The sequence below is a fragment of the Pseudomonas sp. Mb7 genome, assembly GCF_054790525.1.
Genome location: NZ_CP186501.1, coordinates 4,698,340 through 4,724,597, shown reverse-complemented (window position 1 = coordinate 4,724,597; position 26,258 = coordinate 4,698,340). Strand labels below are relative to the sequence as shown.

27 protein-coding genes are annotated in these 26,258 nt (G+C 58.7%); 19 read left to right on the top strand and 8 right to left on the bottom strand.

The window, feature by feature from the left end:
- Positions 1-80 precede the first annotated feature (80 nt).
- Both ACOYXH_RS21285 and ACOYXH_RS21280 read right to left on the bottom strand, forming a co-directional pair.
- On the bottom strand, positions 81-1,934 hold the full coding sequence (locus ACOYXH_RS21285) for an Lnb N-terminal periplasmic domain-containing protein (protein ID WP_460409931.1): 1,854 nt from the start codon (positions 1,932-1,934) through the stop codon (positions 81-83).
- A 94-nt stretch (positions 1,935-2,028) separates the two neighbouring features.
- A complete protein-coding gene (locus ACOYXH_RS21280) occupies positions 2,029-2,517 on the bottom strand; it encodes a DUF3015 domain-containing protein (protein WP_007909797.1) in 489 nt (162 codons plus the stop codon).
- A 416-nt stretch (positions 2,518-2,933) separates the two neighbouring features.
- Here ACOYXH_RS21280 and ACOYXH_RS21275 point away from each other — a divergent pair, with 416 nt between their 5' ends.
- Both ACOYXH_RS21275 and ACOYXH_RS21270 read left to right on the top strand, forming a co-directional pair.
- On the top strand, positions 2,934-5,372 hold the full coding sequence (locus tag ACOYXH_RS21275; RefSeq protein ID WP_095125459.1) for a Lon protease family protein: 2,439 nt from the start codon (positions 2,934-2,936) through the stop codon (positions 5,370-5,372).
- 311 nt (positions 5,373-5,683) lie between these two features.
- The gene (locus ACOYXH_RS21270; protein WP_007909799.1) at positions 5,684-5,998 is read left to right on the top strand and encodes a PA4575 family protein; all 315 of its coding nucleotides are present in this window, start codon (positions 5,684-5,686) and stop codon (positions 5,996-5,998) included.
- Between the two features lie 36 nt (positions 5,999-6,034).
- On the opposite strand, the gene ACOYXH_RS21265 is transcribed toward ACOYXH_RS21270, so the two are convergent.
- Complete coding sequence (locus tag ACOYXH_RS21265; protein WP_460409930.1) at positions 6,035-7,864, bottom strand: hypothetical protein; 1,830 nt, start codon at positions 7,862-7,864, stop codon at positions 6,035-6,037.
- Positions 7,865-8,023: 159 nt separating this feature from the next.
- Between ACOYXH_RS21265 and ACOYXH_RS21260 the strand changes: the two genes are divergently transcribed.
- The 3 genes from ACOYXH_RS21260 to ACOYXH_RS21250 all read left to right on the top strand — a co-directional run bounded on the left by ACOYXH_RS21260 (position 8,024) and on the right by ACOYXH_RS21250 (position 9,692).
- Positions 8,024-8,512, top strand: coding sequence for a TIGR00645 family protein (locus ACOYXH_RS21260; RefSeq protein WP_007909801.1), 489 nt, complete (start codon positions 8,024-8,026; stop codon positions 8,510-8,512).
- Positions 8,513-8,647: 135 nt separating this feature from the next.
- A complete protein-coding gene (locus tag ACOYXH_RS21255) occupies positions 8,648-8,953 on the top strand; it encodes a DUF6482 family protein (RefSeq protein ID WP_095125457.1) in 306 nt (101 codons plus the stop codon).
- Positions 8,954-9,074: 121 nt separating this feature from the next.
- Positions 9,075-9,692 (top strand): FKBP-type peptidyl-prolyl cis-trans isomerase, encoded by a 618-nt coding sequence (locus tag ACOYXH_RS21250; RefSeq protein WP_008078561.1) that lies wholly within the window; start codon positions 9,075-9,077, stop codon positions 9,690-9,692.
- A 146-nt stretch (positions 9,693-9,838) separates the two neighbouring features.
- Here ACOYXH_RS21250 and ACOYXH_RS21245 read toward each other — a convergent pair whose 3' ends face one another.
- The 3 genes from ACOYXH_RS21245 to ACOYXH_RS21235 form a co-directional block, all read right to left on the bottom strand.
- Positions 9,839-10,096, bottom strand: a complete 258-nt coding sequence (locus ACOYXH_RS21245) for a PA4570 family protein (protein ID WP_034153845.1) — start codon at positions 10,094-10,096, stop codon at positions 9,839-9,841.
- A 205-nt stretch (positions 10,097-10,301) separates the two neighbouring features.
- Positions 10,302-10,643 carry a zinc ribbon domain-containing protein YjdM gene (locus tag ACOYXH_RS21240; protein ID WP_016986200.1) on the bottom strand — a complete coding sequence of 114 codons (342 nt, stop codon included), beginning with the start codon at positions 10,641-10,643 and terminating at the stop codon, positions 10,302-10,304.
- Between the two features lie 146 nt (positions 10,644-10,789).
- Complete coding sequence (locus tag ACOYXH_RS21235; RefSeq protein ID WP_007950962.1) at positions 10,790-11,758, bottom strand: polyprenyl synthetase family protein; 969 nt, start codon at positions 11,756-11,758, stop codon at positions 10,790-10,792.
- Between the two features lie 239 nt (positions 11,759-11,997).
- Here ACOYXH_RS21235 and rplU point away from each other — a divergent pair, with 239 nt between their 5' ends.
- From rplU to ACOYXH_RS21210, 5 genes are all read left to right on the top strand, one after another.
- The gene (rplU, locus tag ACOYXH_RS21230) at positions 11,998-12,312 is read left to right on the top strand and encodes a 50S ribosomal protein L21 (protein WP_003176051.1); all 315 of its coding nucleotides are present in this window, start codon (positions 11,998-12,000) and stop codon (positions 12,310-12,312) included.
- 34 nt (positions 12,313-12,346) lie between these two features.
- A complete protein-coding gene (rpmA, locus tag ACOYXH_RS21225; protein WP_003176049.1) occupies positions 12,347-12,604 on the top strand; it encodes a 50S ribosomal protein L27 in 258 nt (85 codons plus the stop codon).
- A gap of 193 nt (positions 12,605-12,797) precedes the next feature.
- Positions 12,798-14,021, top strand: coding sequence for an Obg family GTPase CgtA (gene cgtA / locus ACOYXH_RS21220; protein ID WP_016986202.1), 1,224 nt, complete (start codon positions 12,798-12,800; stop codon positions 14,019-14,021).
- A 220-nt stretch (positions 14,022-14,241) separates the two neighbouring features.
- Positions 14,242-15,360 (top strand): glutamate 5-kinase, encoded by a 1,119-nt coding sequence (gene proB, locus ACOYXH_RS21215; RefSeq protein WP_042561149.1) that lies wholly within the window; start codon positions 14,242-14,244, stop codon positions 15,358-15,360.
- Between the two features lie 10 nt (positions 15,361-15,370).
- Positions 15,371-15,838, top strand: coding sequence for a CreA family protein (locus ACOYXH_RS21210; RefSeq protein WP_007909822.1), 468 nt, complete (start codon positions 15,371-15,373; stop codon positions 15,836-15,838).
- 182 nt (positions 15,839-16,020) lie between these two features.
- Here the strand turns inward: ACOYXH_RS21210 and rpsT are convergent, their stop codons facing one another.
- Positions 16,021-16,293, bottom strand: a complete 273-nt coding sequence (gene rpsT, locus ACOYXH_RS21205) for a 30S ribosomal protein S20 (RefSeq protein WP_003228351.1) — start codon at positions 16,291-16,293, stop codon at positions 16,021-16,023.
- A gap of 252 nt (positions 16,294-16,545) precedes the next feature.
- Between rpsT and murJ the strand changes: the two genes are divergently transcribed.
- The 6 genes from murJ (at position 16,546) to ispH (ending at position 23,968) form a co-directional block, all read left to right on the top strand.
- Positions 16,546-18,084 carry a murein biosynthesis integral membrane protein MurJ gene (gene murJ, locus ACOYXH_RS21200; RefSeq protein ID WP_095048705.1) on the top strand — a complete coding sequence of 513 codons (1,539 nt, stop codon included), beginning with the start codon at positions 16,546-16,548 and terminating at the stop codon, positions 18,082-18,084.
- A 129-nt stretch (positions 18,085-18,213) separates the two neighbouring features.
- A complete protein-coding gene (gene ribF / locus ACOYXH_RS21195) occupies positions 18,214-19,152 on the top strand; it encodes a bifunctional riboflavin kinase/FAD synthetase (protein ID WP_174244482.1) in 939 nt (312 codons plus the stop codon).
- Positions 19,153-19,165: 13 nt separating this feature from the next.
- Positions 19,166-21,997 carry an isoleucine--tRNA ligase gene (gene ileS, locus ACOYXH_RS21190; protein WP_095048704.1) on the top strand — a complete coding sequence of 944 codons (2,832 nt, stop codon included), beginning with the start codon at positions 19,166-19,168 and terminating at the stop codon, positions 21,995-21,997.
- Entirely contained in the window at positions 21,990-22,502 is a 513-nt protein-coding gene (gene lspA, locus ACOYXH_RS21185; RefSeq protein WP_095048703.1) for a signal peptidase II, read from the top strand. The genes ileS and lspA overlap by 8 nt, the downstream gene beginning before the upstream one ends.
- Before the next feature lie 7 nt (positions 22,503-22,509).
- Positions 22,510-22,947, top strand: a complete 438-nt coding sequence (fkpB, locus tag ACOYXH_RS21180) for an FKBP-type peptidyl-prolyl cis-trans isomerase (protein WP_177409248.1) — start codon at positions 22,510-22,512, stop codon at positions 22,945-22,947.
- A 76-nt stretch (positions 22,948-23,023) separates the two neighbouring features.
- On the top strand, positions 23,024-23,968 hold the full coding sequence (ispH, locus tag ACOYXH_RS21175) for a 4-hydroxy-3-methylbut-2-enyl diphosphate reductase (RefSeq protein WP_095048702.1): 945 nt from the start codon (positions 23,024-23,026) through the stop codon (positions 23,966-23,968).
- Here ispH and ACOYXH_RS21170 read toward each other — a convergent pair.
- Positions 23,940-24,494, bottom strand: coding sequence for a GspH/FimT family pseudopilin (locus tag ACOYXH_RS21170; RefSeq protein WP_460066059.1), 555 nt, complete (start codon positions 24,492-24,494; stop codon positions 23,940-23,942). The genes ispH and ACOYXH_RS21170 overlap by 29 nt on opposite strands.
- Before the next feature lie 130 nt (positions 24,495-24,624).
- Here ACOYXH_RS21170 and ACOYXH_RS21165 point away from each other — a divergent pair, with 130 nt between their 5' ends.
- The 3 genes from ACOYXH_RS21165 to ACOYXH_RS21155 are packed head-to-tail and all read left to right on the top strand — an operon-like array spanning position 24,625 to position 26,254.
- Complete coding sequence (locus ACOYXH_RS21165; protein WP_095048700.1) at positions 24,625-25,098, top strand: GspH/FimT family pseudopilin; 474 nt, start codon at positions 24,625-24,627, stop codon at positions 25,096-25,098.
- Positions 25,095-25,544, top strand: a complete 450-nt coding sequence (gene pilV / locus ACOYXH_RS21160; RefSeq protein WP_095048699.1) for a type IV pilus modification protein PilV — start codon at positions 25,095-25,097, stop codon at positions 25,542-25,544. Before ACOYXH_RS21165 ends, pilV begins: the two co-directional genes overlap by 4 nt.
- On the top strand, positions 25,541-26,254 hold the full coding sequence (locus ACOYXH_RS21155; RefSeq protein WP_095048698.1) for a PilW family protein: 714 nt from the start codon (positions 25,541-25,543) through the stop codon (positions 26,252-26,254). The genes pilV and ACOYXH_RS21155 overlap by 4 nt, the downstream gene beginning before the upstream one ends.
- The last annotated feature ends 4 nt before the right edge of the window (positions 26,255-26,258 follow it).

Here is a 26,258-nt window from a genome sequence, read left to right as displayed (position 1 = left end):
CGGTGTATCAGTCACCGCACCAGTGACTGATGAATTGCTATCGCGAGCAGGCTCACTCCTACAGGGGGATGTGTTCGGGATCAGTAGTGATACCACTTCACTTCAAGCATGACCTCGGTTTCCGGGGTGGCGAGATGGCTGAACTCACGCTGCGCACTCAAGCGCAAACCAAGGTTGCGCGACAACTCCCACTGCTGATTCAGGCTGAGGCTGCGGCGTACTTCGCCATTGAAGAAGTAATCGCCTTTAGCCTCCAGACTGAGATTGCCCAACGGGTTTTTCCACAACACGCCGGTATTGAAACCGCCGGCTGGCGAGACGAACTCGGCGAAATCATTGTTGTGTTCAACGCGCACGGTGCCGAGGGCAAAACCCAGCACATCATCCCCCAGCGCCCACGTCCCGCCGCCGCCACCATTGACGTGGCTGACCAGCGTCTCGTCATCGTGCTTGCCCGGTACGCGCTCAAGACCGCCAGTGACTTGCCACGACAGCGGCTGCAATAGCTCATTACGCGGTGTCAGCGAACGAATGGTCGCCAGATCCAGTTGCTGAAACTGCCATTGATTGCCCTCGTACTGACGCAGTTTCATCTGCAGGATCTCGATCTGCGCGCCGAGCGGGAAGCTCTCGGCGTTGTCGTTGAGATCGTGATAGGCCATGCGCAAGCCGTACTCACCGAATGCGCGATCACCACGGGTGCCGAGACCGGCCTGCCAGGTGCGCGATTCGTGGCCGTCTTCGGGCAAGCCTGGTTGTGGTATTTCCAGTTCGGGTGCGGGGTTTTTGTTGATCGCTCGCAGCAGTTCAAAGCTGCGCTGTGCCCGTTGTGGATCGCGTTCCTGACCGTTGGCGCGGTAGCGCTCCAGACGATACGCCGCGTCGATGATCAACGCTTGACGATCGCGGGGTAGGGCTTTGAACGCCGGATTCTGCAACTGCTGTTGATCGGCGCTGACGTTCAGCACCCATTGCTGTTCGTCACTGTTCAAAGGCTCGGCACGGCTGAGCAATTCGCGCTCGCGTGACGGGCGGTATTCGATACTTTCCACCAGCCCGGCTTCCTTCACCGCTTTGACGGTGTCGGTGGGAATCGCGGTCAACGGGAATTGTTCAGTCAGGCGCAGGCTCGGGCGTGCCACCTGCAGCAACTCAAGCAGACGATACGAGCAGTTTTCGTCGAAGAAGAAGTAGTCGAACTGGATCTGCTTCAACTCCCACACATGCTCGACCATGCGCGCGGTTTCTTCTTGCGTCAGGTTGAGCCGGTATTCCCACAGGTCGCGGTTTTCCAGGCTGCGGTATTCGGAGAGCTTTTCCTGGTACGGCACCAGCGCGAACAGTCCCGGATAACCGCCCATCAAACCTTTCCAGGCGTACAGGATGCTGTTGTCCGAGCCTTCGATGTAGGCGCCGAAGTTGATCGCGTAACTGAGCAGCGAGGTCTTGTCGGCCTGCACATCGGCCTGATCGATGCGCAGCAGGGTGTGGCCGAACATCGATGACGGACTGTTCAAATAAGCCGCCGGGAAGATCATCACCGCGCTGTGCGGCGAGACGTCCTTGAACCACTTCTTGTATTCGGCGCATGCCGGCGCTGGCAGATCGCTGAGATTGAGCTGCGCTTTCAGCCAGCGAGTGCGCGCCGGATAAACGCACTGCGCGTGTTGCTCGCCGAGACTGGCCGGGGCGTACAGCGCTTGCACGGTGGCCGCCAGTTCGCGGTCGGGATGTTCATTGCCATCGGGCGCAAGAAAGAACTTCTTGTCGCTGACATAGCTGCGCCAGCCGCCAAGCTTGGCGGTTTCGTAGTGACCGAGGGAAATCCAGAAGCGGTCGTTGGCCAGTTGCTGCAAACGTGGAGGGTCGATGTGGGGCGCGGCGGACAGCGGGGCGCAGACACAGAGCGCCAGCCAGGCAAGGCGTTTGAGCATAGTCGGCAACTTGAACAGGAAAGAAATAAAGACCCAAGGAGGGCGGGCCGAAAAAACAAAACCCGCTTCCCGAAGGAAGCGGGTAGGGTCGAGCTTAAGCTTGAGTCGCGTACTTGGCCAGACGAGGATCCGATTTCAGTACGGCCAGGGTGTTGGTATGCACGTCTTCAGCGGTCACGTCAGCCTTGCTGAAGATCTGCTGGAAGTGCTCGTGAGTCACAGCAGCGAAGTGCGCACGGTCTTCCGGTGCCACGCCCAGTACCACGGCATAAGTCGTCAGCGCTTCGCCGTTGCCTTTGGCCATGTCTTCGGACAGCTCGTTCATCATGCCATTCATGGCAAACCAGGATTTGCCGCCGTAGGTCAGCGATGCGTTGGTCGAGCAACCGTTGGTGCCGGACGTCATCCCGAAGGTGGCGTTACCGGAAGTACCGTTGGTGGTGGAAGCGAGGAAGTGCGCCGGGGTGCCACGCTGACCTTCGAACAGCATGTTGCCCCAACCGCAATCCGGGCCGCCTGGAGCTTGCGCCATTGCGTTGATGGATACAGCGGTGAAGAGAGTACCGAGAAGAATCCGTTTCATAGCTTTTTTCTCTTTATGTGCATACCAATGGACAGGGTTCTGGCCGGCTCTAAACGTAAGCTGCCTGCGCGACGATCATGCTGCGTTGAAAACAGGCTCGGAATGCTCATGTAGGACCCTACACTCCGCTTCCTCGCCTGTTTTCGCCTTGCCTGATCGCCGCTCGGCGAGCTTACGTTCAGAGCCAAACGAAGCCAGTGGGCCGGTATTAGTTCCAGCCGCGCAGTTTGGAGTTTAGGCATGTTCCAGGGGTTCCGTGGTTTTTTGCAAAATATTTGGAATAAACCCCGATTTCAGGGGGCGGGCCGCTGGCATTGCCGGTTGTCTATGCTTTGTCATGTGGCGCGCCTTGCCAGTGGGGCACGGGCGGCGCCAGAATGCCGCTATCTGCCCCGCCTGATTGTTAAGGAAGCCCGATGCCTGATCCTGTTGCTGCCAGCTTGCGTCTCGCGCCCGAAGCGCTGACCCGTCCGTTTTCCGCTGAACAGTTCAGCTTCACTACCACCAATGATCTGGAGCCCTTTCGCGGTGTGCTCGGCCAGGAACGCGCGGTCGAAGCCTTGCAGTTCGGTGTGGCCATGCCACGCCCCGGTTACAACGTTTTCGTCATGGGCGAGCCCGGCACTGGCCGTTTCTCGTTCGTCAAACGCTACCTGAAGGCCGAAGGCAAACGCCTGCAGACCCCGGCGGACTGGGTCTACGTCAATAACTTCGATGAGCCGCGCGAACCGCGCGCCCTGGAACTGCCTTCGGGCACTGCCGGTGCATTCATCGGTGATATCAACGGTTTGATCGACAACCTGCTGGCGACATTTCCAGCGGTGTTCGAACACCCGTCCTATCAGCAAAAGAAAAGCGCCATCGACCGCGCCTTCAACCAGCGCTACGACAAAGCCCTCGACATCATCGAGCGCCTGGCCCTGGAAAAAGACGTTGCCCTGTATCGCGACAGCAGCAACATCGCCTTCACGCCGATGCTCGACGGCAAAGCACTGGACGAAGCGGAATTTGCCCAGTTGCCGGAAGCCGATCGCGAGCGTTTTCACGATGACATTTCCGGCCTCGAAGAGCGCCTGAACGAAGAACTCGCCAGCCTGCCGCAGTGGAAGCGTGAGTCGAACAATCAACTGCGCTCGCTCAACGAAGAAACCATCACCCTGGCCTTGCAGCCGCTACTGTCGCCGTTGTCGGAGAAGTACGCCGAGAACGCTGCGGTCTGCGGTTACCTGCAAGCGATGCAGGTGTACCTGCTGAAAACCGTGGTCGAGCAACTGGTCGACGACAGCAAGACTGACGCCGTCGCACGCAAACTGCTGGAGGAGCAATACGCGCCAAGCCTGGTAGTCGGTCACCCAGTGAGCGGCGGTGCACCCGTAGTGTTCGAACCGCACCCGACTTACGAAAACCTCTTCGGTCGCATCGAATACACCACCGATCAGGGCGCGCTTTACACCACCTATCGTCAGCTGCGTCCGGGTGCCTTGCACCGCGCCAATGGCGGTTTCCTGATTCTTGAAGCAGAAAAAATGCTCAGCGAGCCGTTCGTATGGGACGCGCTGAAACGCGCCCTGCAATCGCGCAAACTGAAAATGGAATCACCGCTGGGCGAGATGGGCCGTTTCGCCACCGTGACGCTCAACCCGCAGCATATTCCGTTGCAGGTCAAAGTCATCATCATCGGTGCGCGGTCGCTGTACTACACGCTGCAAGATCTCGATCCGGACTTCCAGGAGATGTTCCGTGTTCTGGTCGACTTCGACGAAGACATTCCGATGGTCGACGAGAGCCTGGAGCAATTCGCCCAGTTGTTGAAAACCCGTACTTCGGAAGAAGGCATGGCGCCGCTGACCGCTGATGCGGTAGCGCGTCTGGCAACCTACAGCGCACGTTTGGCCGAGCACCAAGGGCGTTTGTCGGCGCGCATTGGTGATCTGTTCCAACTGGTCAGCGAAGCGGATTTCATCCGTCACCTGGCCGGCGATGAAATGACCGATGCCGGGCATATCGAACGTGCCTTGAAAGCCAAGGCCACGCGCACCGGTCGTGTGTCGGCGCGGATTCTCGACGACATGCTTGCCGGGATCATCCTGATCGACACCGATGGCGCCGCTGTCGGCAAGTGCAACGGTCTGACCGTGCTAGAAGTCGGCGACTCGGCGTTTGGTGTGCCGGCGCGGATTTCCGCCACGGTGTATCCGGGCGGCAGCGGCATTGTCGACATTGAGCGTGAGGTCAACCTCGGCCAGCCGATTCACTCCAAAGGTGTGATGATCCTTACCGGGTATCTGGGCAGCCGTTATGCCCAGGAATTCCCGCTGGCGATTTCCGCGAGCATCGCGCTGGAGCAGTCGTACGGTTACGTCGACGGCGACAGTGCGTCGCTGGGTGAGGCCTGTACGCTGATTTCGGCGCTGTCGAAAACGCCATTGAAACAGTGCTTTGCGATCACCGGCTCGATCAACCAGTTCGGTGAAGTACAGGCAGTGGGCGGGGTTAACGAGAAAATCGAAGGCTTCTTCCGTCTCTGCGAAGCACGCGGGCTGACCGGCGAGCAGGGCGCGATCATTCCGCAGGCCAACGTCGCCACGCTGATGCTCGATGAGAAAGTCCTGGCGGCGGTGCGTGCCGGACAGTTCCACGTGTACGCGGTGCGTCAGGCCGACGAGGCGTTGAGTCTGTTGGTGGGCGAACCGGCCGGTGAACCGAATGCCGACGGCGAATTCCCCGAAGGCAGCATCAACGCACGGGTGGTCGAGCGCTTGCGTGACATTGCCGAGATGATCAGCGAAGAAGACCTCAAGGAAGCCGAGAAAGAGTTGGCCCAAGAAGCGCTGGCCGAAGCCAAACCGGCCTGAACCCAAACGCGGTCAAACGGTAGGAGTGAGCCTGCTCGCGATAGCGGAGTGTCAGTCGGCGAATAAGTTGCCTGGCACACCGTTATCGCGAGCAGGCTCACTCCTACATTGGTCTTTGTGGTGATCTTCGGGAAAATCGCCACAACTCTGACGCCAATATTCACACAATGACCATTCGGCGCCTTCTGGTCTCATTCGGCTTGCGCAGCGGACTTTTCTTCTATTCTCAGCTCAAGGATATCGACAGTATCACTGGATCGAGCCAGTCCTCCCGTGAGGGCTGAATACCGGCTTCACCGAGGGTCGCCGCCATGTCGCGCAACCTCTGTCTCACCCGTCAATGCCTGGGTCTGGTGACCCGTATCGAATGCGCCATCAAGCCGTTGGCCGGCGATAACGGCATGTGGACGCTGCTCTTCGCCGCCGGCATGGCCGGTGAACAACCTTCCGCCATCAAGGCCCAAGGCCCGTTTCATGGGCCGGTCGCCGCCGAATCGATACTCGACACCATCGTTGAAAGCCTGACCTTGCACGGCTATGAACTAGCCGATGATCCGCAGATCTGGAGCCTGCACCTGCAAGCCCAGTTGCGGCAGATCAACGGTGGCCGTGGCCGCGCCCTGTAGGCGCTGCCGCAGGCTGAGATCTTTTGATCTGGCTCTTCAGTGGGCAGCCTCAGGCACCTGCGCCCGGTCGAGTTTGACCTCAAAGCCGTATTGCACAGTGGCGAGGTCGGTGCGCTGGTAGGTTTCTACGTGAGTCGGGCGGCCATAAAAATAGTGCACGCCGAACAGCGCCGGGCCTTCTGCGCTCGCATCGTGGCTGACAGAAAGAATCTGCTTGAGGTAGTTGCCGCTGTCGTCTTTGACGAAGAAACGCCATTCGTTGGGCGGAAACAATTTCAGGTCCACCACCAGCAGGTTGTTCTTGATCTCCAGACCTTTGGGCAAGGACTTGGCGTCGTATGCCTGCTTGGCCACAGTCGCGAGAAACAGCGGCATTGAGCCGACGGCGATCGCCGGGGTTTCCGGGAACAGGTTCAGGTCGTAAGTGATCGTCGCGCGCAGCGGATCGACCTGGTAAGCCTCGGGCGGCAGTTCGATCGGCTCATCAAGCTTGCCACTGCGCTTTTCAGTGAAGAACGTGACAGGACTGACCCCCGGGCTGAAGTCATCGCCGAGCAATTCATCGTTGAACGTACGGCGATGGGAAAACTCGATGCGCGCAGCGCTCGGTTCTTCCACGGATTGATGGACGCGGATGCCAGCCTTCAATTGGTCCTCGGTCAGGCTCGCGCCTTTGAGCCAGTTGGCTGCCAGATCGTCGTAGACCGTCACTGGCAGGTCCAGCGGCTGGATAGCCTTCTGCGTCGTGTGTTGACTGAACGTGCGAATCGGCAGATCCAGCGATTTGCGCGTCACCGTCGCCGAGGAGAAGTCGAGCACGCTGACTTCCAGAGTGTCGATCGGGCCATTGAAATAGACCTTGTTATAGCGACGCGGGTGCTTGTCCTCGAATGCCTGCTGCTCTTCGGTGAGTTGCTTTTCCAGCGCCTCGCTCCAGCCCTTCTGCTGTTGCAGGTAGGCCAGTTGTTTTTCATAGAAGGCCACTTGCTCCGGACTCTCGTTGATCGAGCCGGCGCGTATCAGGTATTGCCCGGTCTTGTCGCGGGCTTGGACGATCAGCGGATTGAGCTGCGTCTCTGCGACTTCCGCAGCCAATGGCAGGCTGTTGCTGAATTCGACTTCGGCGTAGTTGTTTTCGAGCTTCAGCAGTTTGACGCTGAGGTTGTCATTGCTGCGGGTCTGGCCGACGTCTTTTGTCGTCAGGTCGAAGCTGTACAAGCGGCGCGGTGCGATGACTTCGATCTGGCCTTGCAGGCTGACCGGTTGCGGCAGGGACTTCTTGTCCACGTCCAGTCCGTCAATGAACGGGTAGGTCACGGTCAGGTCATCGGGGTTGGTGACGTTGGAGCTGGAGGGGCTGAGCTGAATGCCCGGATCGGTTTCCGACCATTCCGGCTGATAGGCGATCACGCGTTTGTTGCTCAACGTCACCGACTGCCATTCCACACCGTGTGGAAACAAGAAACCGCCGGGAATGTTCAGGTTGAACGGGAACACCGGTTGCAGATCGGTGAGGTAATCGGAGCTGGCATCCTTGTGCAGCACGAACAGGCCGTTGATAAACGTATCGACCAGCGTCTGCGGGGCAGGGTAGTGCTTGAGCACGGCGAGCGCGTCTTCACCGTATTCGGTGCGCGGCGGATTGTCGTTGAGCTTGAGTTGCGCGCGTTCGAGCAGCAGCAGTGAGCCGCCGAGTTCGGTGATGGCGTCCTTGAGTTTGGTGTCGGTGATGGCGTCCAGTGACTGTTCGAACTTTGCCGTTTTTTCTTCAAGGCTGGTGGTGTGTTTTTCGTCGCCGGGCGAGCAACCGCTGATCAACAGAGCAAGGCAAATTCCGGCCGTCGTTATCGGTAATCGCACATCCATTTCCACACGTCCTGTCTGCAGTCGCTGGGCTGTCAATGGTTTCGACACTAGCAGAAAAAAATCATCCGCACGCGCAGGTGGCGGATTTTCGGGCAGTTTCTGGCTGTCACAGGGGGCTGGTATACTCGCCGCCATTTCCACCCCCTTGTGTGAGATTCAATGGAACGCTTTATCGAAAATGCAATGTACGCCTCGCGCTGGCTGCTGGCGCCAATCTATATCGGGCTTTCGCTCGGGTTGCTGGCGCTGGCACTGAAATTTTTCCAGGAAGTGTTCCACATCCTGCCCAACGTTTTTTCGATGGCCGAGTCGGAACTGATTCTGGTGCTGCTGTCGTTGATCGACATGGCACTGGTCGGCGGTCTGCTGGTGATGGTGATGATTTCCGGCTACGAGAACTTCGTCTCTGAACTGAACATCGACGAAGGCAAGGAAAAGCTCAGCTGGCTCGGCACCATGGACTCTTCGTCGTTGAAGATGAAAGTGGCGGCTTCGATCGTGGCGATTTCCTCGATCCACTTGCTGCGCATCTTCATGGACGCCAAGAACGTCGATCCCGAGCACTTGATGTGGTACGTGATCATCCACATGACCTTTGTGGTTTCGGCGTTCGCCATGGGTTACCTGGACAAAGTCACCAAGCACTGATCAACCGTTGATCGCTGCAAAAACACCGCCCGTCTGTTGCGAAACAGACGGGCGGTGTCGTTTGTGGCTTGTGCTTTGTTGCGCGCGAGCATATCCCTGTAGAGGTCCAGACTCGCCACTGTGTGAGGTGCTTTCATGAACCTGCAAGAGCTGAACGCGTTTGCCATCGCCAGGAAGGTCGATGAGTTGAACCTGATCTCCATGGAAGGCGGGATTTATCTGCTCGAAGCACGCATGCATGGCGCGGCGTATCCGTTGAGTGATCTCAAAGGCAACATGCTGACACTGCGTTCGGTGGAGCATGCGCGGGATCTGCTGCATGCGTTTCCGGTGCTGCCCTTCAATCTTGTACACACCTCGGTGCATGACGAAATGTGCGGCCTGGCCGGTAGTATCGATGAAAGCCTGAAGGTGCCGCTCGCCTGGCGTTCAGCCCTGTAGGCCTTGCGCCCCATCGCCGGGCATCTGTGCTAGTCTGCTCGCCCTTTTGGTTCCGGGCGCGCCGGGACGCGCTGTGCTCGCACGGCAAGTCTTGTGGCCGTCCGCACAGCGGAGCAGTGTCATGTCCGAAGTAAATCTGTCCACCGACGAAACCCGCGTCAGCTACGGCATCGGCCGTCAGCTGGGTGACCAGCTGCGCGACAACCCGCCACCGGGCGTTAGCCTGGACGCCATCCTGGCCGGTCTGACCGACGCTTTCGCCGGCAAGGAAAGCCGTGTTGGCCAGGAAGAAATGTCCGCCAGCTTCAAGGTTATCCGCGAAATCATGCAAGCCGAAGCCGCTGCCAAAGCTGAAGCCGCTGCTGGCGAAGGCCTGGCCTTCCTGGCTGAAAACGCCAAGCGTGACGGCATCACTACCCTGGCTTCCGGCCTGCAATTCGAAGTGCTGACTCAGGGCGAAGGCGCCAAGCCGACCCGTGAAGATCAAGTACGTACTCACTACCACGGCACCCTGATCGACGGCACTGTGTTCGACAGCTCCTACGAGCGCGGCCAGCCTGCAGAATTCCCGGTTGGCGGCGTGATCGCTGGCTGGACCGAAGCCCTGCAACTGATGAATGCCGGCAGCAAATGGCGTCTGTACGTGCCGAGCGAACTGGCTTACGGCGCTCAAGGCGTTGGCAGCATCCCGCCGCACAGCGTTCTGGTATTCGACGTCGAGCTGCTGGACGTTCTGTAAGACCGGGCCTGCCTTGATGGCGGGCTAATGTAGGAGTGAGCCTGCTCCGGGCGGCGATCCGACGATGGCGTCCTTTCAGTCAGCAAATCTGTTGCCTGATACAACGATTTCGCGAGCAGGCTCACTCCTACAGTTTTTACCGCGTTTCATAGTTCTATCTTGTGATGCAGTTCACTGGTCGGGCGCAAGGCCCGGGCATAGCAGAACAGGAACAGATTGCGCACCAGCTCCTTGAGCACCAACGGCTCGCTGGAATTGAGACTGCTGACGTCCAGATCCCCTTGATCCTGCAGTTCATGCAAGGCTTCTTCTTCAAGCACCGCACAGACTTCACCGGTTTCCCGATGGAGGATTCTGAGGTAAGGGTGTGGGCGATCCAGCCACGCGTCGATCAAATAAGTCATGGTTCTCATCTCCTTGAAGGGTTTCAATGAGAATAATTCTTATTCGTCAAATAGCAAGCGTCTATTGGCGGATTCTGAAATTTTCCGGGTAAAGATTGCGTAAGGTCAAAACGGCTGGCGTTTGGCTATTGCGCGGTTTTGCTGGGGGGGAGCGGGGAGGGCGAAGCTCCATCCCACGCCTGGCGCGGGATGGATGACAGCGGAATCAGACCTTTCTGACGAACTCGGATTTGAGTTTCATCGGGCCGATACCGTCGATCTTGCAGTCGATGTCGTGGTCGCCATCGCACAGACGGATGTTCTTGACCTTGGTGCCGACCTTGACCACCAGCGAAGTGCCCTTGACCTTCAGATCCTTGATCACGGTGATGGTGTCGCCGTCCTGCAGGACGTTGCCGACCGAGTCTTTCTTCACGGCATCATCAGACGCCACTTCGGCTTCGCCGCTGGCGGACCACTCGTGGGCGCACTCCGGGCACACCAGTTGGGTACCGTCTTCGTAGGTGTATTCGGAATTGCATTTCGGGCAGGGTGGCAACGTGCTCACTAAGGCTCCTTGGGTGTGGATCGCTAAAAGTCGCACATTGTATAGGGTTTTAGTTTTTCAGGCAGTCAAATGCAAAAGATCGCAGCATCGACAACCCCTGTAGGAGCTGCCGAAGGCTGCGATCTCTTGATTTTGCTTCAGCGGTATCAGTGCGTACGGGCGACCGCAAACTCGCTCAGTTCAACCAGCGCATCGCGGTATTCGCTGGCTGGCAGTGCATCGAGGCACTTGATCGCGCGGGCCACGTAATCACGGGCCAGTTGCGCGGTGTATTCCAGCGAACCAGAAGCTTCCACAGCAATGCGGATGCTTTCCAGATCTTCGATCCCGCCTTTCTGGATCGCCTGACGCACCAGTGCAGCCTGTTCCGGCGTGCCTTCGCGCATGGTGTAGATCAGCGGCAGGGTCGGTTTGCCTTCGGCCAGATCGTCACCGACGTTCTTGCCCAGGGTCTCGGCGTCGCCCTTGTAGTCGAGCAGGTCGTCGACCAGTTGGAACGCCACACCGAGGTGGTCGCCGAAGGTGCGCAAGGCTTCGCTCTGCTCAGCGGTAGCACCGGCCAATGCAGCGGCGCTGTGGGTCGAAGCTTCGAAGAGCATCGCGGTCTTGCCGCGGATGACTTCCATATAGGTTTCTTCGGTGGTGCTGGCGTCGCGCACCTTGGACAGTTGCAGTACTTCGCCTTCAGCGATGATGCGCGTGGCCTGGGACAGGATCTTCATCACCGGCATCGAGCCCAGTTCGACCATCATTTCAAACGAGCGCGAGTACAGGAAATCGCCGACCAGCACGCTCGGGGCGTTGCCCCACATGGCGTTGGCGGTCGAACGGCCACGGCGCATGCCGGACATGTCGACCACGTCGTCATGCAGCAGGGTGGCGGTGTGCAGGAATTCGATGGTGGCGGCCAGCAGGCGCATGTCGTCGCCTTCGCGACCCAGGGCCTTGCCACACAGCAACACTAATAAAGGACGCAGACGTTTGCCGCCGGCCGAGGTAATGTAATCGCCGATTTTCGATACCAGCGGTACTCGGGAAGTCAGCTGCTTCTTGATGATGCCGTCGACGGCGCTAAAATCGTCCGCCACCGCGCGGTAGAAAGCTTGGGGTTGCATCAGCGAGAGTCGCTCCAGAAGGGTTGCGCGGCATGCTAGGACCCCCATCCAGACCTGTCAAGGCGCGATAGACGGCTACTTGCAAGCCTGCGGCACCTTGCGTACAATCGCGCACCCTGAACTTCCTGGGCAGCACCTGCCTTACGCAATTGCAACGGGCCTTCCAGCCTTATGCAGCCATGCCAGCCAATACCTCTTCTTATAAAGAGCTGGGTGAGCAGGATTATCGGAGAAATACCATGTCTTATGCAGTAATCGTTACTGGCGGCAAGCAGTACAAAGTCGCCCCGGGTGAATACCTGAAGATCGAAAAACTGGAAATCGCTACCGGCGAATCCGTTACCTTTGATCGCGTTCTGTTGGTTGCCAATGGCGACGACGTGAATATCGGCGCTCCAGTTGTTGCTGGCGCTACCGTTGTGGCTGAAGTGATCTCCCAAGGTCGTCACGATAAAGTCCGCATCATCAAGTTCCGTCGCCGTAAGCACCACATGAAGCGTATGGGCCACCGCCAGTGGTACACCGAGATCAAAATCACCGGTATTCAGGCTTAATTTCAGCCTAATTCCTCACTAGGAGAATTGACTCATGGCACACAAAAAAGCTGGTGGTAGTACCCGTAACGGTCGCGACTCAGAAGCCAAACGCCTTGGCGTTAAGATGTATGGCGGCCAGAAAATCATTCCGGGCAACATCATCGTGCGTCAGCGCGGCACCCAATTCCACGCTGGTTACGGCGTTGGCATGGGTAAGGATCACACCCTCTTCGCGAAAATCGAAGGCGTGATCAAGTTTGAAGTAAAAGGCGCGTTCAACCGCCGTTACGTGAGCGTTGTCGCAGCTTAATTGCGCGATCGCTGGAAAAGCCCTGTCTCGCGACGGGGCTTTTTCGTTTGTGGGGTGAGTCTCTTGCAAAACTGTTTGTATGGGCTGTCGGCGTGCGATGCAGGTCGTGTTTTGGGGTCGCTGCGCTCATTTTTGCAAGAGTCTTATGTCTTGATTGTTTTTCGGCTCGTCCGTACGGCGAGAGGCGTTGGTTATGAAGTTTGTTGATGAAGTATCGATTCGCGTAAAGGCTGGTGACGGCGGCAATGGCGCCATGAGTTTCCGTCGGGAAAAATTCATCGAAAACGGTGGCCCGAACGGCGGTGATGGTGGTGACGGCGGTTCCATCTACATGATGGCTGACGAAAACCTCAACACTCTGGTCGACTACCGTTACACCCGGCACTTCGATGCCGAGCGTGGCTCTAACGGCGGCAGCACCGACTGCACCGGTAAAAAAGGTGAAGACCTGATCCTGCGCGTGCCGGTCGGCACTACGGTGATCGACTCTGCTACTCAGGAAGTGATTGGTGACCTGACCAAGGCTGGCCAGAAACTGATGGTAGTGCAGGGTGGTTGGCACGGTCTGGGTAACACCCGTTTCAAATCCAGTACCAACCGGGCGCCGCGTCAGACCACGCCGGGTAAGCCGGGTGAGCAGCGCGACCTGAAACTGGAAATGAAAGTACTGGCTGACGTCGGTCTGCTGGGCTTGCCGAACGCCGGTAAAAGTACCTTTATCCGTTCCGTTTCTGCGGCCAAGCCGAAAGTCGCCGACTACCCGTTCACCACGCTGGTGCCGAATCTCGGTGTGGTCAGCGTCGATCGCTGGAAGAGCTTCGTCATTGCCGATATTCCGGGTCTGATCGAAGGCGCTTCCGACGGTGCTGGCCTGGGCATTCGCTTCCTCAAGCATTTGGCACGTACGCGTCTGTTGCTGCACCTCGTCGATATGGCACCGCTGGATGATTCCAGCGCGCCGGATGCCGCTGAAGTGATCGTCAACGAACTGATCAAGTTCAGTCCGTCCCTGGCCGAGCGTGATCGCTGGCTGGTGCTGAACAAGTGCGACCAGATCCTTGAAGAAGAGCACGATGAGCGCGTCAAGGAAATCGTTGATCGCCTGGAGTGGACTGGCCCGGTCTACGTGATCTCGGCGATCGCCAAGATCGGTACCGAGCGTCTGTGCCACGACATCATGCGTTACATGGAAGATCGCGCCGATCGCTTGGCCAATGACCCGGCTTACAAGGAAGAGCTGGCCGACCTCGATCAGCGCATCGAAGACGAAGCCCGTGCGCAGCTGCAGGCGCTGGATGACAAGCGTGCCCTGCGTCGCAGCGGCGTGAAGTCGGTCCATGACATCGGCGACGATGATTGGGACGAAGAGGATGTGGATGACGAAGACGGTCCGGAAATCATTTACGTGCGTGACTGATTCGTTGGGTAGGCGCTGCCGCAGGCTGCGATCTTTTGACCTTTAGAAGATCGCTGGTGTGTGCTGAGTCTTCATCTCAGGGCGGTGTTATCATCGCTGCAAGCCGTTTTTCTAAGGCGCCGCTCAATCGAGCGGCGTTTTAGTATCTGGAAATCGCAAGTCACAAATAACGTCATGGGCGGCGCTGGGTCGCGTTGCCCTCAAGCTAAGGTTGAAGATGATGCGGAGCAAGGTGACAGGTGCGCAGCGTTGGGTCGTGAAGATCGGCAGCGCTTTGCTGACAGCTGATGGCAAAGGGCTGGATCGCGCGGCAATGAGTGTCTGGGTGGAGCAGATGGTGGCCTTGCATGAGGCTGGCGTCGAGTTGGTGCTGGTGTCCTCCGGGGCGGTAGCGGCCGGCATGAGCCGTTTGGGCTGGACCGCACGACCCAGTGCGATGCATGAGCTCCAGGCGGCTGCGGCAATTGGTCAGATGGGCTTGGTGCAGGCGTGGGAATCGAGCTTCGCCGAGCATGGCCGGCACACTGCGCAGATTCTGCTGACGCATGACGATTTGTCCGACCGCAAGCGCTACCTCAACGCCCGCAGCACTTTGCGCGCATTGGTCGAGCTGAAAGTCATCCCGGTGATCAACGAAAACGACACCGTGGTCACCGACGAAATCCGTTTCGGCGACAACGACACGCTCGCGGCGCTGGTGGCCAACCTGGTCGAGGCGGATCTGCTGGTGATCCTGACCGACCGCGATGGCATGTTTGACGCCGATCCGCGCAACAATCCCGAGGCGCAGCTGATTTACGAAGCGCGCGCTGATGATCCGAGTCTCGATGCGGTAGCGGGCGGCACGGGTGGTGCGCTGGGGCGTGGCGGTATGCAGACCAAGTTGCGAGCGGCGCGACTGGCTGCGCGTTCCGGTGCGCACACCATCATTGTTGGTGGGCGTCTTGAGCGTGTGCTTGATCGCCTGAAGGCGGGTGAGCGTATCGGTACGTTGCTGTCGCCTGAGCGCGGCATGCTCGCGGCACGCAAGCAATGGCTGGCCGGGCATCTGCAGACTCGCGGCACGTTGGTGCTGGATGATGGTGCGGTGTCGGCGCTGTCACAGGGCAATAAAAGTTTGCTGCCGGTAGGTGTGAAGTTGGTGCAGGGCAGTTTCCGTCGCGGTGAAATGGTCGTCTGCGTGGCGCCCGATGGTCGTGAGATTGCCCGAGGCCTGGCTAACTACAGCGCGCTGGAAGCACAAAAAATTATCGGTCAGTCGTCGGATGCGATTGTCGGTTTGCTCGGTTACATGGCGGAGCCTGAACTGGTTCACCGTGACAACCTGATTCTGGTCTAAGGAAAATTCGATGCGTTTAGCGAAAGGATTGTTGGGCTTGCTGATGGCGATGCCATTGCTGGCCTCGGCCGAGGAAATCGGTCAGGTGTCGACGGTGTTCAAGTTTGTCGGTCCGAACGACCGCATTGTGGTCGAGGCTTTCGATGATCCGAAAGTTGAGGGGGTGACCTGCTACCTGTCGCGCGCCAAGACGGGCGGTGTGAAGGGTGGCCTGGGTCTGGCTGAAGATCGCGCAGAAGCGTCGATCGCTTGCCGTCAGGTCGGCCCGATCAAGTTCAAGGGTGATCTGAAGGATGGCGATGAGGTGTTCAAGGAGCGGACTTCGCTGGTATTCAAGACCATGCAGGTGGTGCGATTCCTGGACAAGAAGCGCAATACGCTGGTGTATCTGGTCTACAGCGATCGCTTGATCGAAGGCAGTCCGCAGAATGCCGTGACCGCGATCCCGATCCTGCCGTGGGTACCCGTCCAGCAATAACACCGCAAATCCAACTGTAGGAGTGAGCCTGCGTCAGATATGTATTTGCTGACTGACACACTGCCATCGTCGGAACGCCGCCCGGAGCAGGCTCACTCCTACATTTTTTTTGCGCTGTATTTGCTAAATCACAGGCAATAAAAAACCGACCCTAAGGTCGGTTTTTTAATGACTACGTCGGATTAAGCAGCTTCTTTCAGCGCTTTGACGTGGCCATTCAGGCGGCTCTTATGGCGAGCAGCCTTGTTCTTGTGGATGATGCCTTTATCGGCCATACGGTCGATAACTGGCACAGCCAGAACGTATGCAGCTTGAGCTTTTTCAGCGTCTTTTGCGTCGATGGCTTTAACTACATTCTTGATGTAGGTGCGAACCATGGAACGCAGGCTGGCGTTGTGGCTGCGACGCTTCTCAGCCTGTTTTGCACGTTTTTTGGCGGAAGGTGAGTTGGCCACCGTCGAGCTCCTCGAAAGACTTTTTAGGAAATAGCAAACAAAATAGGCCGCGAATCATGCCGATGAGTTGAAGTCTTGTCAAGGGCACTTGAAACGTTCCGCTAAGTGGTAGGTATAAAGAGGCGGGATATTTATTTCCGGCGCTTGACCTGTAAACTCGCGAGCTTTGGCTCTGTGCTGCTGCGGCGCGGAGTATCGCACAAGTAGGCGCTTTGTTCGCCTGCTGTTTATCGACAGGCACAAATTCCCTCAATGAATCTGCTCAAATCGTTGGCCGCCGTCAGCTCTATCACGATGCTTTCCCGGATTCTGGGCTTTGTTCGTGACACGCTGATTGCTCGTACTTTCGGCGCCGGGATGGCGACGGATGCCTTCTTTATTGCCTTCAAACTGCCCAATCTGCTGCGGCGTATCTTCGCTGAGGGCGCTTTCTCGCAGGCATTCGTGCCGATTCTCGCTGAATACAAAAGCCAGAAAGGTGAAGAGGCGACCCGAACCTTTATTGCCTATGTGTCGGGTCTGCTGACGCTGGTATTGGCGGTAGTGACGGCGCTGGGCATGATCGCTGCGCCCTGGGTGATCTGGGCGACGGCCCCGGGTTTTACCGATACGCCGGAAAAATTCCAGCTCACCTCCGATCTGTTGCGGGTGACGTTCCCCTATATATTGCTGATCTCCCTGTCCTCACTGGCGGGCGCGATTCTCAATACCTGGAACCGTTTCTCGGTGCCGGCCTTTGTGCCGACGTTGCTCAACGTCAGCATGATCGTGTTTTCGCTGTTCCTCACGCCGTACTTCGATCCGCCGGTGATGGCGCTGGGCTGGGCGGTACTGGTCGGTGGACTGGCGCAGTTGCTCTATCAGCTGCCGCACCTGAAAAAGATCGGCATGCTGGTGCTGCCGCGCCTGAACCTGCGCGATACCGGCGTCTGGCGCGTAATGAAGCAGATGCTGCCGGCGATTCTCGGCGTGTCGGTCAGCCAGATCTCGCTGATCATCAACACCATCTTCGCCTCGTTTCTGGTCGCAGGCTCGGTGTCGTGGATGTATTACGCCGATCGCTTGATGGAGCTGCCTTCGGGTGTGCTTGGCGTGGCATTGGGCACGATTCTGCTGCCGACGCTGGCGAAAACTTACGCGAGCAAAGATCGCCATGAGTACTCGCGAATCCTCGATTGGGGCCTGCGCCTGTGCTTTGTGCTGGTGCTGCCCTGTGCGCTGGCGCTGGGGATTCTCGCCGAGCCGCTGACTGTTTCGCTATTCCAGTACGGTCAGTTCAGTGGCTTCGACGCCGAAATGACTCAGCGCGCATTGATTGCTTACTCTGTCGGTCTGCTCGGGATTATTGTGATCAAAGTGTTGGCTCCGGGCTTTTATGCGCAACAGAACATCCGTACACCGGTAAAAATCGCAATCTTTACCCTGGTGGTCACTCAGCTGTTCAACCTGGTGCTGATTGGCCCGTTAGCGCACGCGGGGCTGGCACTGGCGATCAGTGCCGGTGCCTGTCTCAACGCCGGACTGCTGTTCTATCAACTGCGTAAACAGCAGATGTATCAGCCGCAGCCGGGTTGGGCCAAGTTTGGTTTCAAACTGGTGATCGCGGTGGCGGTAATGTCGGCAGTGTTGCTGCTTGGCATGCATTTCATGCCGGCGTGGGATCAAGGGCACATGCTTGAGCGCTTCCTGCGTCTGGGCGCATTGGTTGCGGCGGGCGTGGTGTCCTATTTCGGTATGTTGCTGTTGCTCGGTTTCCGCTTGCGTGATTTCAATCGCAAGGCCTTGAGCTGAGGTTTTACCCTTTATAAACAGGCGCGGGCCGGCAGTTTTGTCGGCTCGTTCACTTTGCGTTACGGTGTTGCCTGTCGTCGACCGTCGGGTGTGGTTATAATCGACCACTTTATGAGCAAGAAGCGCGTTATGCAGCTGGTTCGAGGCCTCCACAACTTGCGCCCCCAGCATCGGGGCTGCGTCGCCACTATTGGCAACTTTGACGGTGTTCACCGTGGTCACCAGGCTATCCTGGCCCGACTGCGTGAGCGTGCGCTCGAGTTGGGCGTACCCAGCTGCGTGGTGATTTTCGAGCCGCAGCCACGGGAGTTCTTTGCCCCCGAGACCGCGCCGGCGCGTCTGGCCCGCTTGCGCGACAAGCTGCAATTGCTGGCTGCCGAAGGCGTCGACCGGGTGTTGTGCCTGGCGTTCAACCAGCGCTTGAGCAAGCTCAGCGCCAGTGAGTTCGTCGACACCATCCTCGTTGATGGTCTCGGCGTGCAGCATCTGGAAGTCGGTGACGATTTCCGTTTCGGTTGCGACCGCCTCGGCGATTTCGACTTCCTGCTGCAGGCCGGGCAGATGCACGGTTTTACCGTCGAAGCCGCGCAAACCGTCGAACTGGACGGCATTCGCGTCAGCAGTACGCAGGTGCGTAATGCATTGGCTGCCGCCGATTTTGCCTTGGCCGAACGTTTGCTCGGTCGCCCGTACCGCATTGCCGGTCGCGTGCTGCACGGCCAGAAACTGGCCCGGCAACTGGGTACGCCCACTGCCAACATTCAACTCAAACGTCGTCGCGTGCCGTTCACAGGTGTGTATCTGGTGAATGTCGATATCGACGGCAAGACCTGGCCCGGTGTCGCTAATATCGGCGTACGGCCCACGGTACAAGGTGATGGCAAGGCCCACCTTGAAGTCCATCTTCTAGATTTTGCCGGCGATCTGTATGACCGGCGTTTGACGGTGGTTTTCCACCAAAAGCTGCGTGAAGAGCAGCGCTTCGCCTCCCTGGAGGCATTGAAAACGGCGATCAATGCGGATGTCGCCACCGCCCGTGCACTAGCCGCACCTAGCGCCCATCGCTAATGAAGAGCCTTAAATGACCGACTATAAAGCCACGCTTAACCTTCCGGACACCGCCTTCCCAATGAAGGCCGGCCTGCCACAGCGCGAACCGCAGATCCTGCAGCGCTGGGACAGTATTGGCCTGTACGGAAAGTTGCGCGAGATTGGCAAGGATCGTCCGAAGTTCGTTCTGCACGACGGTCCTCCGTATGCCAACGGCACGATCCACATCGGTCACGCACTGAACAAGATTCTCAAGGACATGATCATCCGCTCGAAGACCCTGTCGGGCTTCGACGCGCCGTACGTTCCGGGTTGGGACTGCCACGGCCTGCCGATCGAGCACAAGGTTGAAGTGACCCACGGCAAAAATCTGGGCGCGGACAAGACCCGCGAGCTGTGCCGTGCCTACGCCACCGAGCAAATCGAAGGGCAGAAGTCCGAATTCATCCGTCTCGGCGTGCTGGGCGATTGGGCCAACCCGTACAAGACCATGGATTTCAAGAACGAGGCCGGTGAAATCCGCGCCCTCGCCGAAATCGTCAAGGGCGGTTTCGTGTTCAAGGGCCTCAAGCCTGTGAACTGGTGCTTCGACTGCGGCTCGGCCCTGGCTGAAGCGGAAGTCGAGTACGAGAACAAAAAGTCATCGACCATCGACGTAGCATTCCCGATCGCCGACGAAGCCCAACTGGCTGCTGCGTTCGGTCTGCCGTCGTTGAGCAAACCTGCCTCGATCGTGATCTGGACCACCACCCCGTGGACCATCCCGGCCAACCAGGCGCTGAACGTTCACCCGGAATTCAACTACGCCCTGGTCGACATCGGCGACAAGCTGCTGGTACTGGCTGAAGAGCTGGTCGAAGCCTGCCTGACGCGCTATGGCGTCGAAGGCTCGGTCATCGCGACCACCACCGGTAAACAGCTGGAACTGATCAACTTCCGTCATCCGTTCTATGACCGTCTGTCGCCGGTGTATCTGGCTGACTACGTCGAACTGGGTGCTGGCACCGGCGTGGTTCACTCCGCTCCGGCCTACGGCGTGGATGACTTCGTGACCTGCAAGAAGTACGGCATGGTTAACGACGACATCCTTAATCCAGTGCAGAGCAACGGCGTGTACGTGCCGTCGCTGGAATTCTTCGGCGGCCAGTTCATCTGGAAGGCCAACCCGGCGATCGTCGACAAACTGACCGAAGTCGGTGCGCTGCTGCACACCACCGTCATCGAACACAGCTACATGCACTGCTGGCGCCACAAGACCCCGCTGATCTACCGCGCCACCGCGCAGTGGTTCATCGGCATGGACAAAGAGCCAACCAGCGGTGACACCCTGCGTGTGCGTTCGCTCAAAGCCATCGAAGACACCAAATTCGTTCCGGCCTGGGGCCAGGCGCGTCTGCACTCGATGATCGCCAACCGTCCGGACTGGTGCATCTCGCGTCAGCGCAACTGGGGCGTGCCGATCCCGTTCTTCCTCAACAAGGAAAGCGGCGAACTGCACCCACGCACCGTCGAGCTGATGGAAGAAGTGGCCAAGCGCGTTGAAGTCGAAGGTATCGAAGCCTGGTTCAAGATGGACGCTGCCGAGTTGCTCGGCGACGAAGCGCCGCTGTACGACAAGATCAGCGACACCCTCGACGTCTGGTTCGACTCGGGCACCACGCACTGGCACGTCCTGCGCGGTTCGCACCCGATGGGTCACGAAACCGGCCCGCGTGCCGATCTGTACCTGGAAGGTTCCGACCAACACCGTGGCTGGTTCCACTCGTCGCTGCTGACCGGCTGCGCCATCGACAATCACGCGCCGTACCGCGAACTGCTGACCCACGGTTTCACCGTCGACGAAGCCGGTCGCAAGATGTCCAAGTCGCTGGGCAACGTGATCGCGCCGCAGAAAGTCAACGATACTCTGGGCGCCGACATCATGCGTCTGTGGGTTGCTTCGACTGACTACTCCGGTGAAATGGCGGTTTCCGATCAGATCCTGCAACGCAGTGCGGACGCTTATCGTCGTATCCGAAACACCGCGCGCTTCCTGCTTTCGAACCTGAGCGGTTTCAACCCGGCTACCGACATTCTGCCGGCCGAAGAAATGCTCGCGCTGGATCGTTGGGCAGTCGACCGTACCTTGCTGCTGCAACGCGAGTTGCAAGAGCACTACGGCGAATACCGTTTCTGGAACGTTTACTCGAAGATCCACAACTTCTGCGTGCAGGAGCTGGGTGGTTTTTACCTCGACATCATCAAGGACCGTCAGTACACCACTGGCGCCAACAGCAAGGCCCGCCGTTCGGCGCAAACCGCGCTGTTCCACATCTCCGAAGCGCTGGTGCGCTGGATCGCGCCGATCCTCGCCTTCACCGCCGACGAACTGTGGGAATACCTGCCGGGCGAGCGTAACGAATCGGTCATGCTCAACACCTGGTACGAAGGTTTGACCGAACTGCCGGCCGACGTTGAACTGGGCCGCGACTACTGGGAGCGCGTGATGGCGGTCAAGGTAGCGGTCAACAAAGAAATGGAAATCCAGCGCGCAGCGAAAGCTGTCGGTGGCAACCTGCAAGCCGAAGTGACGCTGTACGCCGAAGACGCCCTGAGCGCCGACCTGGCCAAGTTGAGCAACGAACTGCGCTTTGTCTTGATCACCTCGACGGCCAGCGTTGCACCGTTTGTACAGGCTCCGGCCGACGCGGTAGTGACTGAAGTCAGCGGCCTGAAGCTGAAGATCGTCAAATCGGCCTTCCCGAAATGCGCCCGTTGCTGGCACTGCCGTGAAGACGTCGGTGTGAACCCGGAGCATCCGGAAATCTGCGGTCGTTGCGTCGACAACATCAGCGGCGCTGGCGAGGTTCGTCACTATGCCTAATGCCGTTGGCCGTTTTGGACGGTTGAGCTGGCTGTGGTTGAGTTTGCTGGTTCTGGTCATCGACCAGGCCAGCAAGTTCTACTTCGAAGGCAGGCTCGAAATGTTCCAGCAGATCGTGATCATTCCCGATTACTTCAGCTGGACCCTGGCTTACAACACCGGCGCGGCGTTCAGCTTCCTGGCGGACAGCTCCGGCTGGCAGCGCTGGTTGTTCGCCCTGATCGCGATTGTGGTCAGTGCGGTGCTGGTGGTCTGGCTCAAGCGCCTGGGCCGCAACGAAACCTGGCTGGCCGTCGCTTTGGCGCTGGTGCTAGGTGGTGCGCTGGGCAATCTGTATGACCGCATTGCCTTGGGCCATGTGATCGATTTCATTCTGGTGCACTGGCAGAACCGCTGGTACTTCCCGGCGTTCAACTTCGCTGACAGCGCGATTACCGTTGGCGCGGTGATGTTGGCACTGGATATGTTCAAAAGTAAAAAGACCGGAGAAGCCGTTCATGACTGAACAGGTATTGGCTGAGCAACGCATCGGCCAGAACACGGAAGTCACTTTGCACTTTGCATTGCGCCTGGAGAACGGCGACACCGTCGACAGTACGTTCGACAAAGCCCCGGCGACCTTCAAGGTCGGCGACGGCAACCTGCTGCCGGGTTTCGAAGCGGCGCTGTTCGGCTTCAAGGCTGGCGACAAGCGTACGCTGACCGTCGAGCCGGAAAACGCCTTCGGCCAGCCGAACCCGCAGAACGTACAGATCATCCCGCGTTCGCAGTTCGTCGACATGGAGTTGTCACCGGGTTTGCTGGTGATCTTCAACGATGCGGCCAATACTGAGTTGCCGGGTGTGGTGAAAGAGTTCGATGACGCGCAAGTGACCATCGACTTCAACCACCCGCTGGCGGGCAAGACGCTGACCTTTGACGTGGAAATCATTTCCGTCAAAGCGCTGTAAAAATGTGGGAGCGAGCAAGCTCGCTCCCACCCAGTTGGTTATTCATTGTTTTCGCGCGCAAGACACGAGGCACAGCATGCAAATCAAACTCGCCAACCCCCGTGGCTTCTGCGCCGGTGTGGACCGGGCGATCGAAATCGTCAACCGCGCCCTGGAAGTCTTCGGGCCGCCGATCTACGTGCGTCACGAGGTGGTGCACAACAAGTTCGTCGTTGAAGACCTGCGCAGCCGCGGGGCGATCTTCGTCGAAGAGCTGGATCAGGTGCCGGACGACGTTATCGTGATCTTCAGTGCTCACGGCGTATCCCAGGCCGTACGCACCGAAGCCGCCGGCCGTGGCCTGAAAGTGTTCGACGCCACCTGCCCGCTGGTGACCAAGGTGCACATTGAGGTGGCTAAATACAGCCGCGATGGCCGTGAGTGCATTTTGATCGGCCACGCCGGACACCCGGAAGTCGAAGGCACCATGGGCCAGTATGACGGCAGCAATGGCGGCGCGATTTACCTCGTCGAAGACGAGAAAGACGTCGCCGAGCTGCAGGTGCAGAACCCGGATAAACTGGCTTTCGTGACCCAGACCACGCTGTCGATGGACGACACCAGTCGCGTCATCGATGCATTGCGCACGCGCTTCCCGGCCATCGGCGGTCCGCGCAAGGACGACATCTGCTACGCCACGCAAAACCGTCAGGACGCGGTCAAGCAACTGGCCGACGAGTGCGACGTGGTGCTGGTAGTTGGCAGCCCGAACAGCTCCAACTCCAACCGTCTGCGTGAGCTTGCCGAGCGCATGGCCACACCGGCCTACCTGATTGACGGCGCGGAAGACCTGCAAAAGAGCTGGTTCGATGGCGTTGAGCGTATCGGCATCACCGCCGGTGCCTCCGCGCCGGAAGTACTGGTGCGTGGCGTGATTCAGCAACTGCAGGCTTGGGGCGCCACCGGTGCCGATGAGCTGGCCGGTCGCGAAGAGAACATCACGTTCTCGATGCCTAAAGAGCTGCGCGTGCGTTCGATCTGACACGCTGGCTTTTGTGGCACAGCGCCTGCTCAGTCTCTTGGCTGTTCAGGCGTACACGGCCGGTCGCCGCCAGTACTATCTGACGCTGGCTGACCGGCTCGCGAGCCGAGCAGACATGTAATGTCCCTGCCTGAAATGCCCGCCCGGGCATCAGCGGTTGCCCCAGACTGCTGAAACGTACGTAACGACTCACCGACCAATTGCCGACAATTGGCACCTGCGTGTCGCTCACACTTTCTTGTAGCAGTGGATTGTTGCTGTCTTTCTGCCCCTTGCCGCTGATATCCAGAATGATCCGCCAGCCCTGACTCCAGTCGCCGTTGATGCCATGAATCACCACGCTCTGATTGCGCGTGATGGCAAGTGTGCGGGCGTTGCGAAGGCCATCGAGCAGCGATTGCGCCGCTTGATCCCGATGGTTCGATTCTTTGAGCGTGGCAAACGCCGGACTGACCAGCAGCAGAACAATTGCGCCAATCGCCAGTCCCATAAGCAGTTCTATCAGGCTGAAACCCTGTTGCGGCATGAAAACTCCCTCCGTGGAATGTGATGAACGGCGCGCTCCGTGCGCCGGGCAGGGCAAATCAACCGACGCGGGCCGGTTGAATGTTCTAGCGTGTAGAAGCAGGTATAGCCGACGGCAACGGAGGGCATTGATGGATCTTCGTACAAAAGGTTTCACGCTGATCGAGTTGTTGGTCGCGATCGCGATCTTCGTGATCCTGATCACTCTGGCGGTGCCGGCGTTCACTCGTTCGGTACAAGGCAGTAAGGCTGATACCGAGATGGGTGACCTGCAACGGGCGATCAACTTCGCCAGGCTCGAAGCCATCGACCGAGGCACTACCCTGCGTCTGCGCCCGACCGCCGGTGGCAGCGTCTGGGCCAGTGAGTTGTCGGTTTACGACAGTACTGGCACTTCGGCCAATGTGTTGCGGGTTGTTCCCGCGATGAGCAGTGGCGCAACTCTGACGCTACCCTCAGGAGTGACCGCACTGGATTTCAATAACCTCGGTGGTCTGGCAGCGCCGTCGACGGCGGTGACCATCAGTTACACGTTGGGAACGCAAAGCAGGACGCTGAATGTGTGTTTGAACGGACGAATTCAATTGGGTGGAAGTTGCGGATGAGGGCAGGGAGTCAACACGTACAGCAGGGCATGACGCTGATCGAGGTGCTGGTCGCGTTGCTGATTCTGACGGTCGGGCTGCTGGGCGCGGCAGCGGTGCAACTGAATGCGCTGAAATACACCGACAGCTCACGGATGACCAGTCAGGCCAGTTTCATTGCCTACGACATGATGGACCGCATCCGCGCCAATTCCGGCGCCGACTACACCGTCACGCCGCCGACTTCGGGCAACTTGAGCGTTGCGCGTGATCAGGATCTCTACGACTTCTCGACCAACATCATCAATTTCGGCGGGCCGACCGCCACCGGCAGCATCACCCTCAATCAGCGCGTCTACACCATCACCATCAACTGGAGCGACGCACGGGCAGCCAACACCGCCAGTGCTCAACGCAGTTTTATCCTGACCAGCCGCGCTGCGGTTGATCCGGTGGCCACGCCATGAAGCAGCAAAACCGTGGATTCGGTCTGATCGAATTACTTATCGCTTTGGCATTGGGGCTGATTGTGGTGCTTGGCGTGGTGCAGATTTTCATCGCGGCGAAAAATACCTATGTCAGCCAGAACACTGCCGCCGCGATGCAGGAAGACGCGCGGTTCGTATTGAGCAAGATGATTCAGGAAATTCGCATGGTCGGGATGTTCGGCTGTCTGGGCACGATCCTCGATTCGAGCTCCGCGGGCGACTTCAACGCTGCGCAGGTCATGCCGATCAACTGGGACAATGCCAACCTGAAACTGACACTGGTGACCGCCGATATCGGCAGCGGCGGGGGCACGCCAACCTGGACGGTGCTCTCCGACTGCCGCAATAGCGCAACGGCCTATACCGGCTTGCGCTCCCCGGCGAGCGGGCAAATCGCGTTCCCGATCCGGCGTCTGATCTACAGCTTCAGCAACAATCAGATTCTCATGGGCACCGGCAGCGGCACACCGACCCAGCAGGTGTTGGTGAACAATGTCAGTGCATTCAACGTGACGTTTGGTCTGGCCAGTTCGGCGACGGATGTGGCGGCCTCGACCTACAGCGCCAACCCCGCCGATCCGGCGCGCATTCGCAGTGTGCGGCTGAGCCTGACCCTCAACGATCCGAACAATCGGGTGCGCAATCAAACCTTCAACGTGGTTGCCGCTTTGCGCAACCGCTTGCAGTGAGGGC

Excerpts from the sequence above, each read along its gene's own strand:
- ACOYXH_RS21285 (WP_460409931.1), bottom strand. The coding sequence starts at position 1,934 with ATGCTCAAACGCCTTGCCTGGCTGGCGCTCTGTGTCTGCGCCCCGCTG.
- ACOYXH_RS21280 (WP_007909797.1), bottom strand. The coding sequence starts at position 2,517 with ATGAAACGGATTCTTCTCGGTACTCTCTTCACCGCTGTATCCATCAAC.
- ACOYXH_RS21275 (WP_095125459.1), top strand. The coding sequence starts at position 2,934 with ATGCCTGATCCTGTTGCTGCCAGCTTGCGTCTCGCGCCCGAAGCGCTG.
- ACOYXH_RS21270 (WP_007909799.1), top strand. The coding sequence starts at position 5,684 with ATGTCGCGCAACCTCTGTCTCACCCGTCAATGCCTGGGTCTGGTGACC.
- ACOYXH_RS21265 (WP_460409930.1), bottom strand. The coding sequence starts at position 7,864 with ATGGATGTGCGATTACCGATAACGACGGCCGGAATTTGCCTTGCTCTG.
- ACOYXH_RS21260 (WP_007909801.1), top strand. The coding sequence starts at position 8,024 with ATGGAACGCTTTATCGAAAATGCAATGTACGCCTCGCGCTGGCTGCTG.
- ACOYXH_RS21255 (WP_095125457.1), top strand. The coding sequence starts at position 8,648 with ATGAACCTGCAAGAGCTGAACGCGTTTGCCATCGCCAGGAAGGTCGAT.
- ACOYXH_RS21250 (WP_008078561.1), top strand. The coding sequence starts at position 9,075 with ATGTCCGAAGTAAATCTGTCCACCGACGAAACCCGCGTCAGCTACGGC.
- ACOYXH_RS21245 (WP_034153845.1), bottom strand. The coding sequence starts at position 10,096 with ATGACTTATTTGATCGACGCGTGGCTGGATCGCCCACACCCTTACCTC.
- ACOYXH_RS21235 (WP_007950962.1), bottom strand. The coding sequence starts at position 11,758 with ATGCAACCCCAAGCTTTCTACCGCGCGGTGGCGGACGATTTTAGCGCC.
- rplU (WP_003176051.1), top strand. The coding sequence starts at position 11,998 with ATGTCTTATGCAGTAATCGTTACTGGCGGCAAGCAGTACAAAGTCGCC.
- rpmA (WP_003176049.1), top strand. The coding sequence starts at position 12,347 with ATGGCACACAAAAAAGCTGGTGGTAGTACCCGTAACGGTCGCGACTCA.
- cgtA (WP_016986202.1), top strand. The coding sequence starts at position 12,798 with ATGAAGTTTGTTGATGAAGTATCGATTCGCGTAAAGGCTGGTGACGGC.
- proB (WP_042561149.1), top strand. The coding sequence starts at position 14,242 with ATGCGGAGCAAGGTGACAGGTGCGCAGCGTTGGGTCGTGAAGATCGGC.
- ACOYXH_RS21210 (WP_007909822.1), top strand. The coding sequence starts at position 15,371 with ATGCGTTTAGCGAAAGGATTGTTGGGCTTGCTGATGGCGATGCCATTG.
- murJ (WP_095048705.1), top strand. The coding sequence starts at position 16,546 with ATGAATCTGCTCAAATCGTTGGCCGCCGTCAGCTCTATCACGATGCTT.
- ribF (WP_174244482.1), top strand. The coding sequence starts at position 18,214 with ATGCAGCTGGTTCGAGGCCTCCACAACTTGCGCCCCCAGCATCGGGGC.
- ileS (WP_095048704.1), top strand. The coding sequence starts at position 19,166 with ATGACCGACTATAAAGCCACGCTTAACCTTCCGGACACCGCCTTCCCA.
- lspA (WP_095048703.1), top strand. The coding sequence starts at position 21,990 with ATGCCTAATGCCGTTGGCCGTTTTGGACGGTTGAGCTGGCTGTGGTTG.
- ispH (WP_095048702.1), top strand. The coding sequence starts at position 23,024 with ATGCAAATCAAACTCGCCAACCCCCGTGGCTTCTGCGCCGGTGTGGAC.
- ACOYXH_RS21170 (WP_460066059.1), bottom strand. The coding sequence starts at position 24,494 with ATGCCGCAACAGGGTTTCAGCCTGATAGAACTGCTTATGGGACTGGCG.
- ACOYXH_RS21165 (WP_095048700.1), top strand. The coding sequence starts at position 24,625 with ATGGATCTTCGTACAAAAGGTTTCACGCTGATCGAGTTGTTGGTCGCG.
- pilV (WP_095048699.1), top strand. The coding sequence starts at position 25,095 with ATGAGGGCAGGGAGTCAACACGTACAGCAGGGCATGACGCTGATCGAG.
- ACOYXH_RS21155 (WP_095048698.1), top strand. The coding sequence starts at position 25,541 with ATGAAGCAGCAAAACCGTGGATTCGGTCTGATCGAATTACTTATCGCT.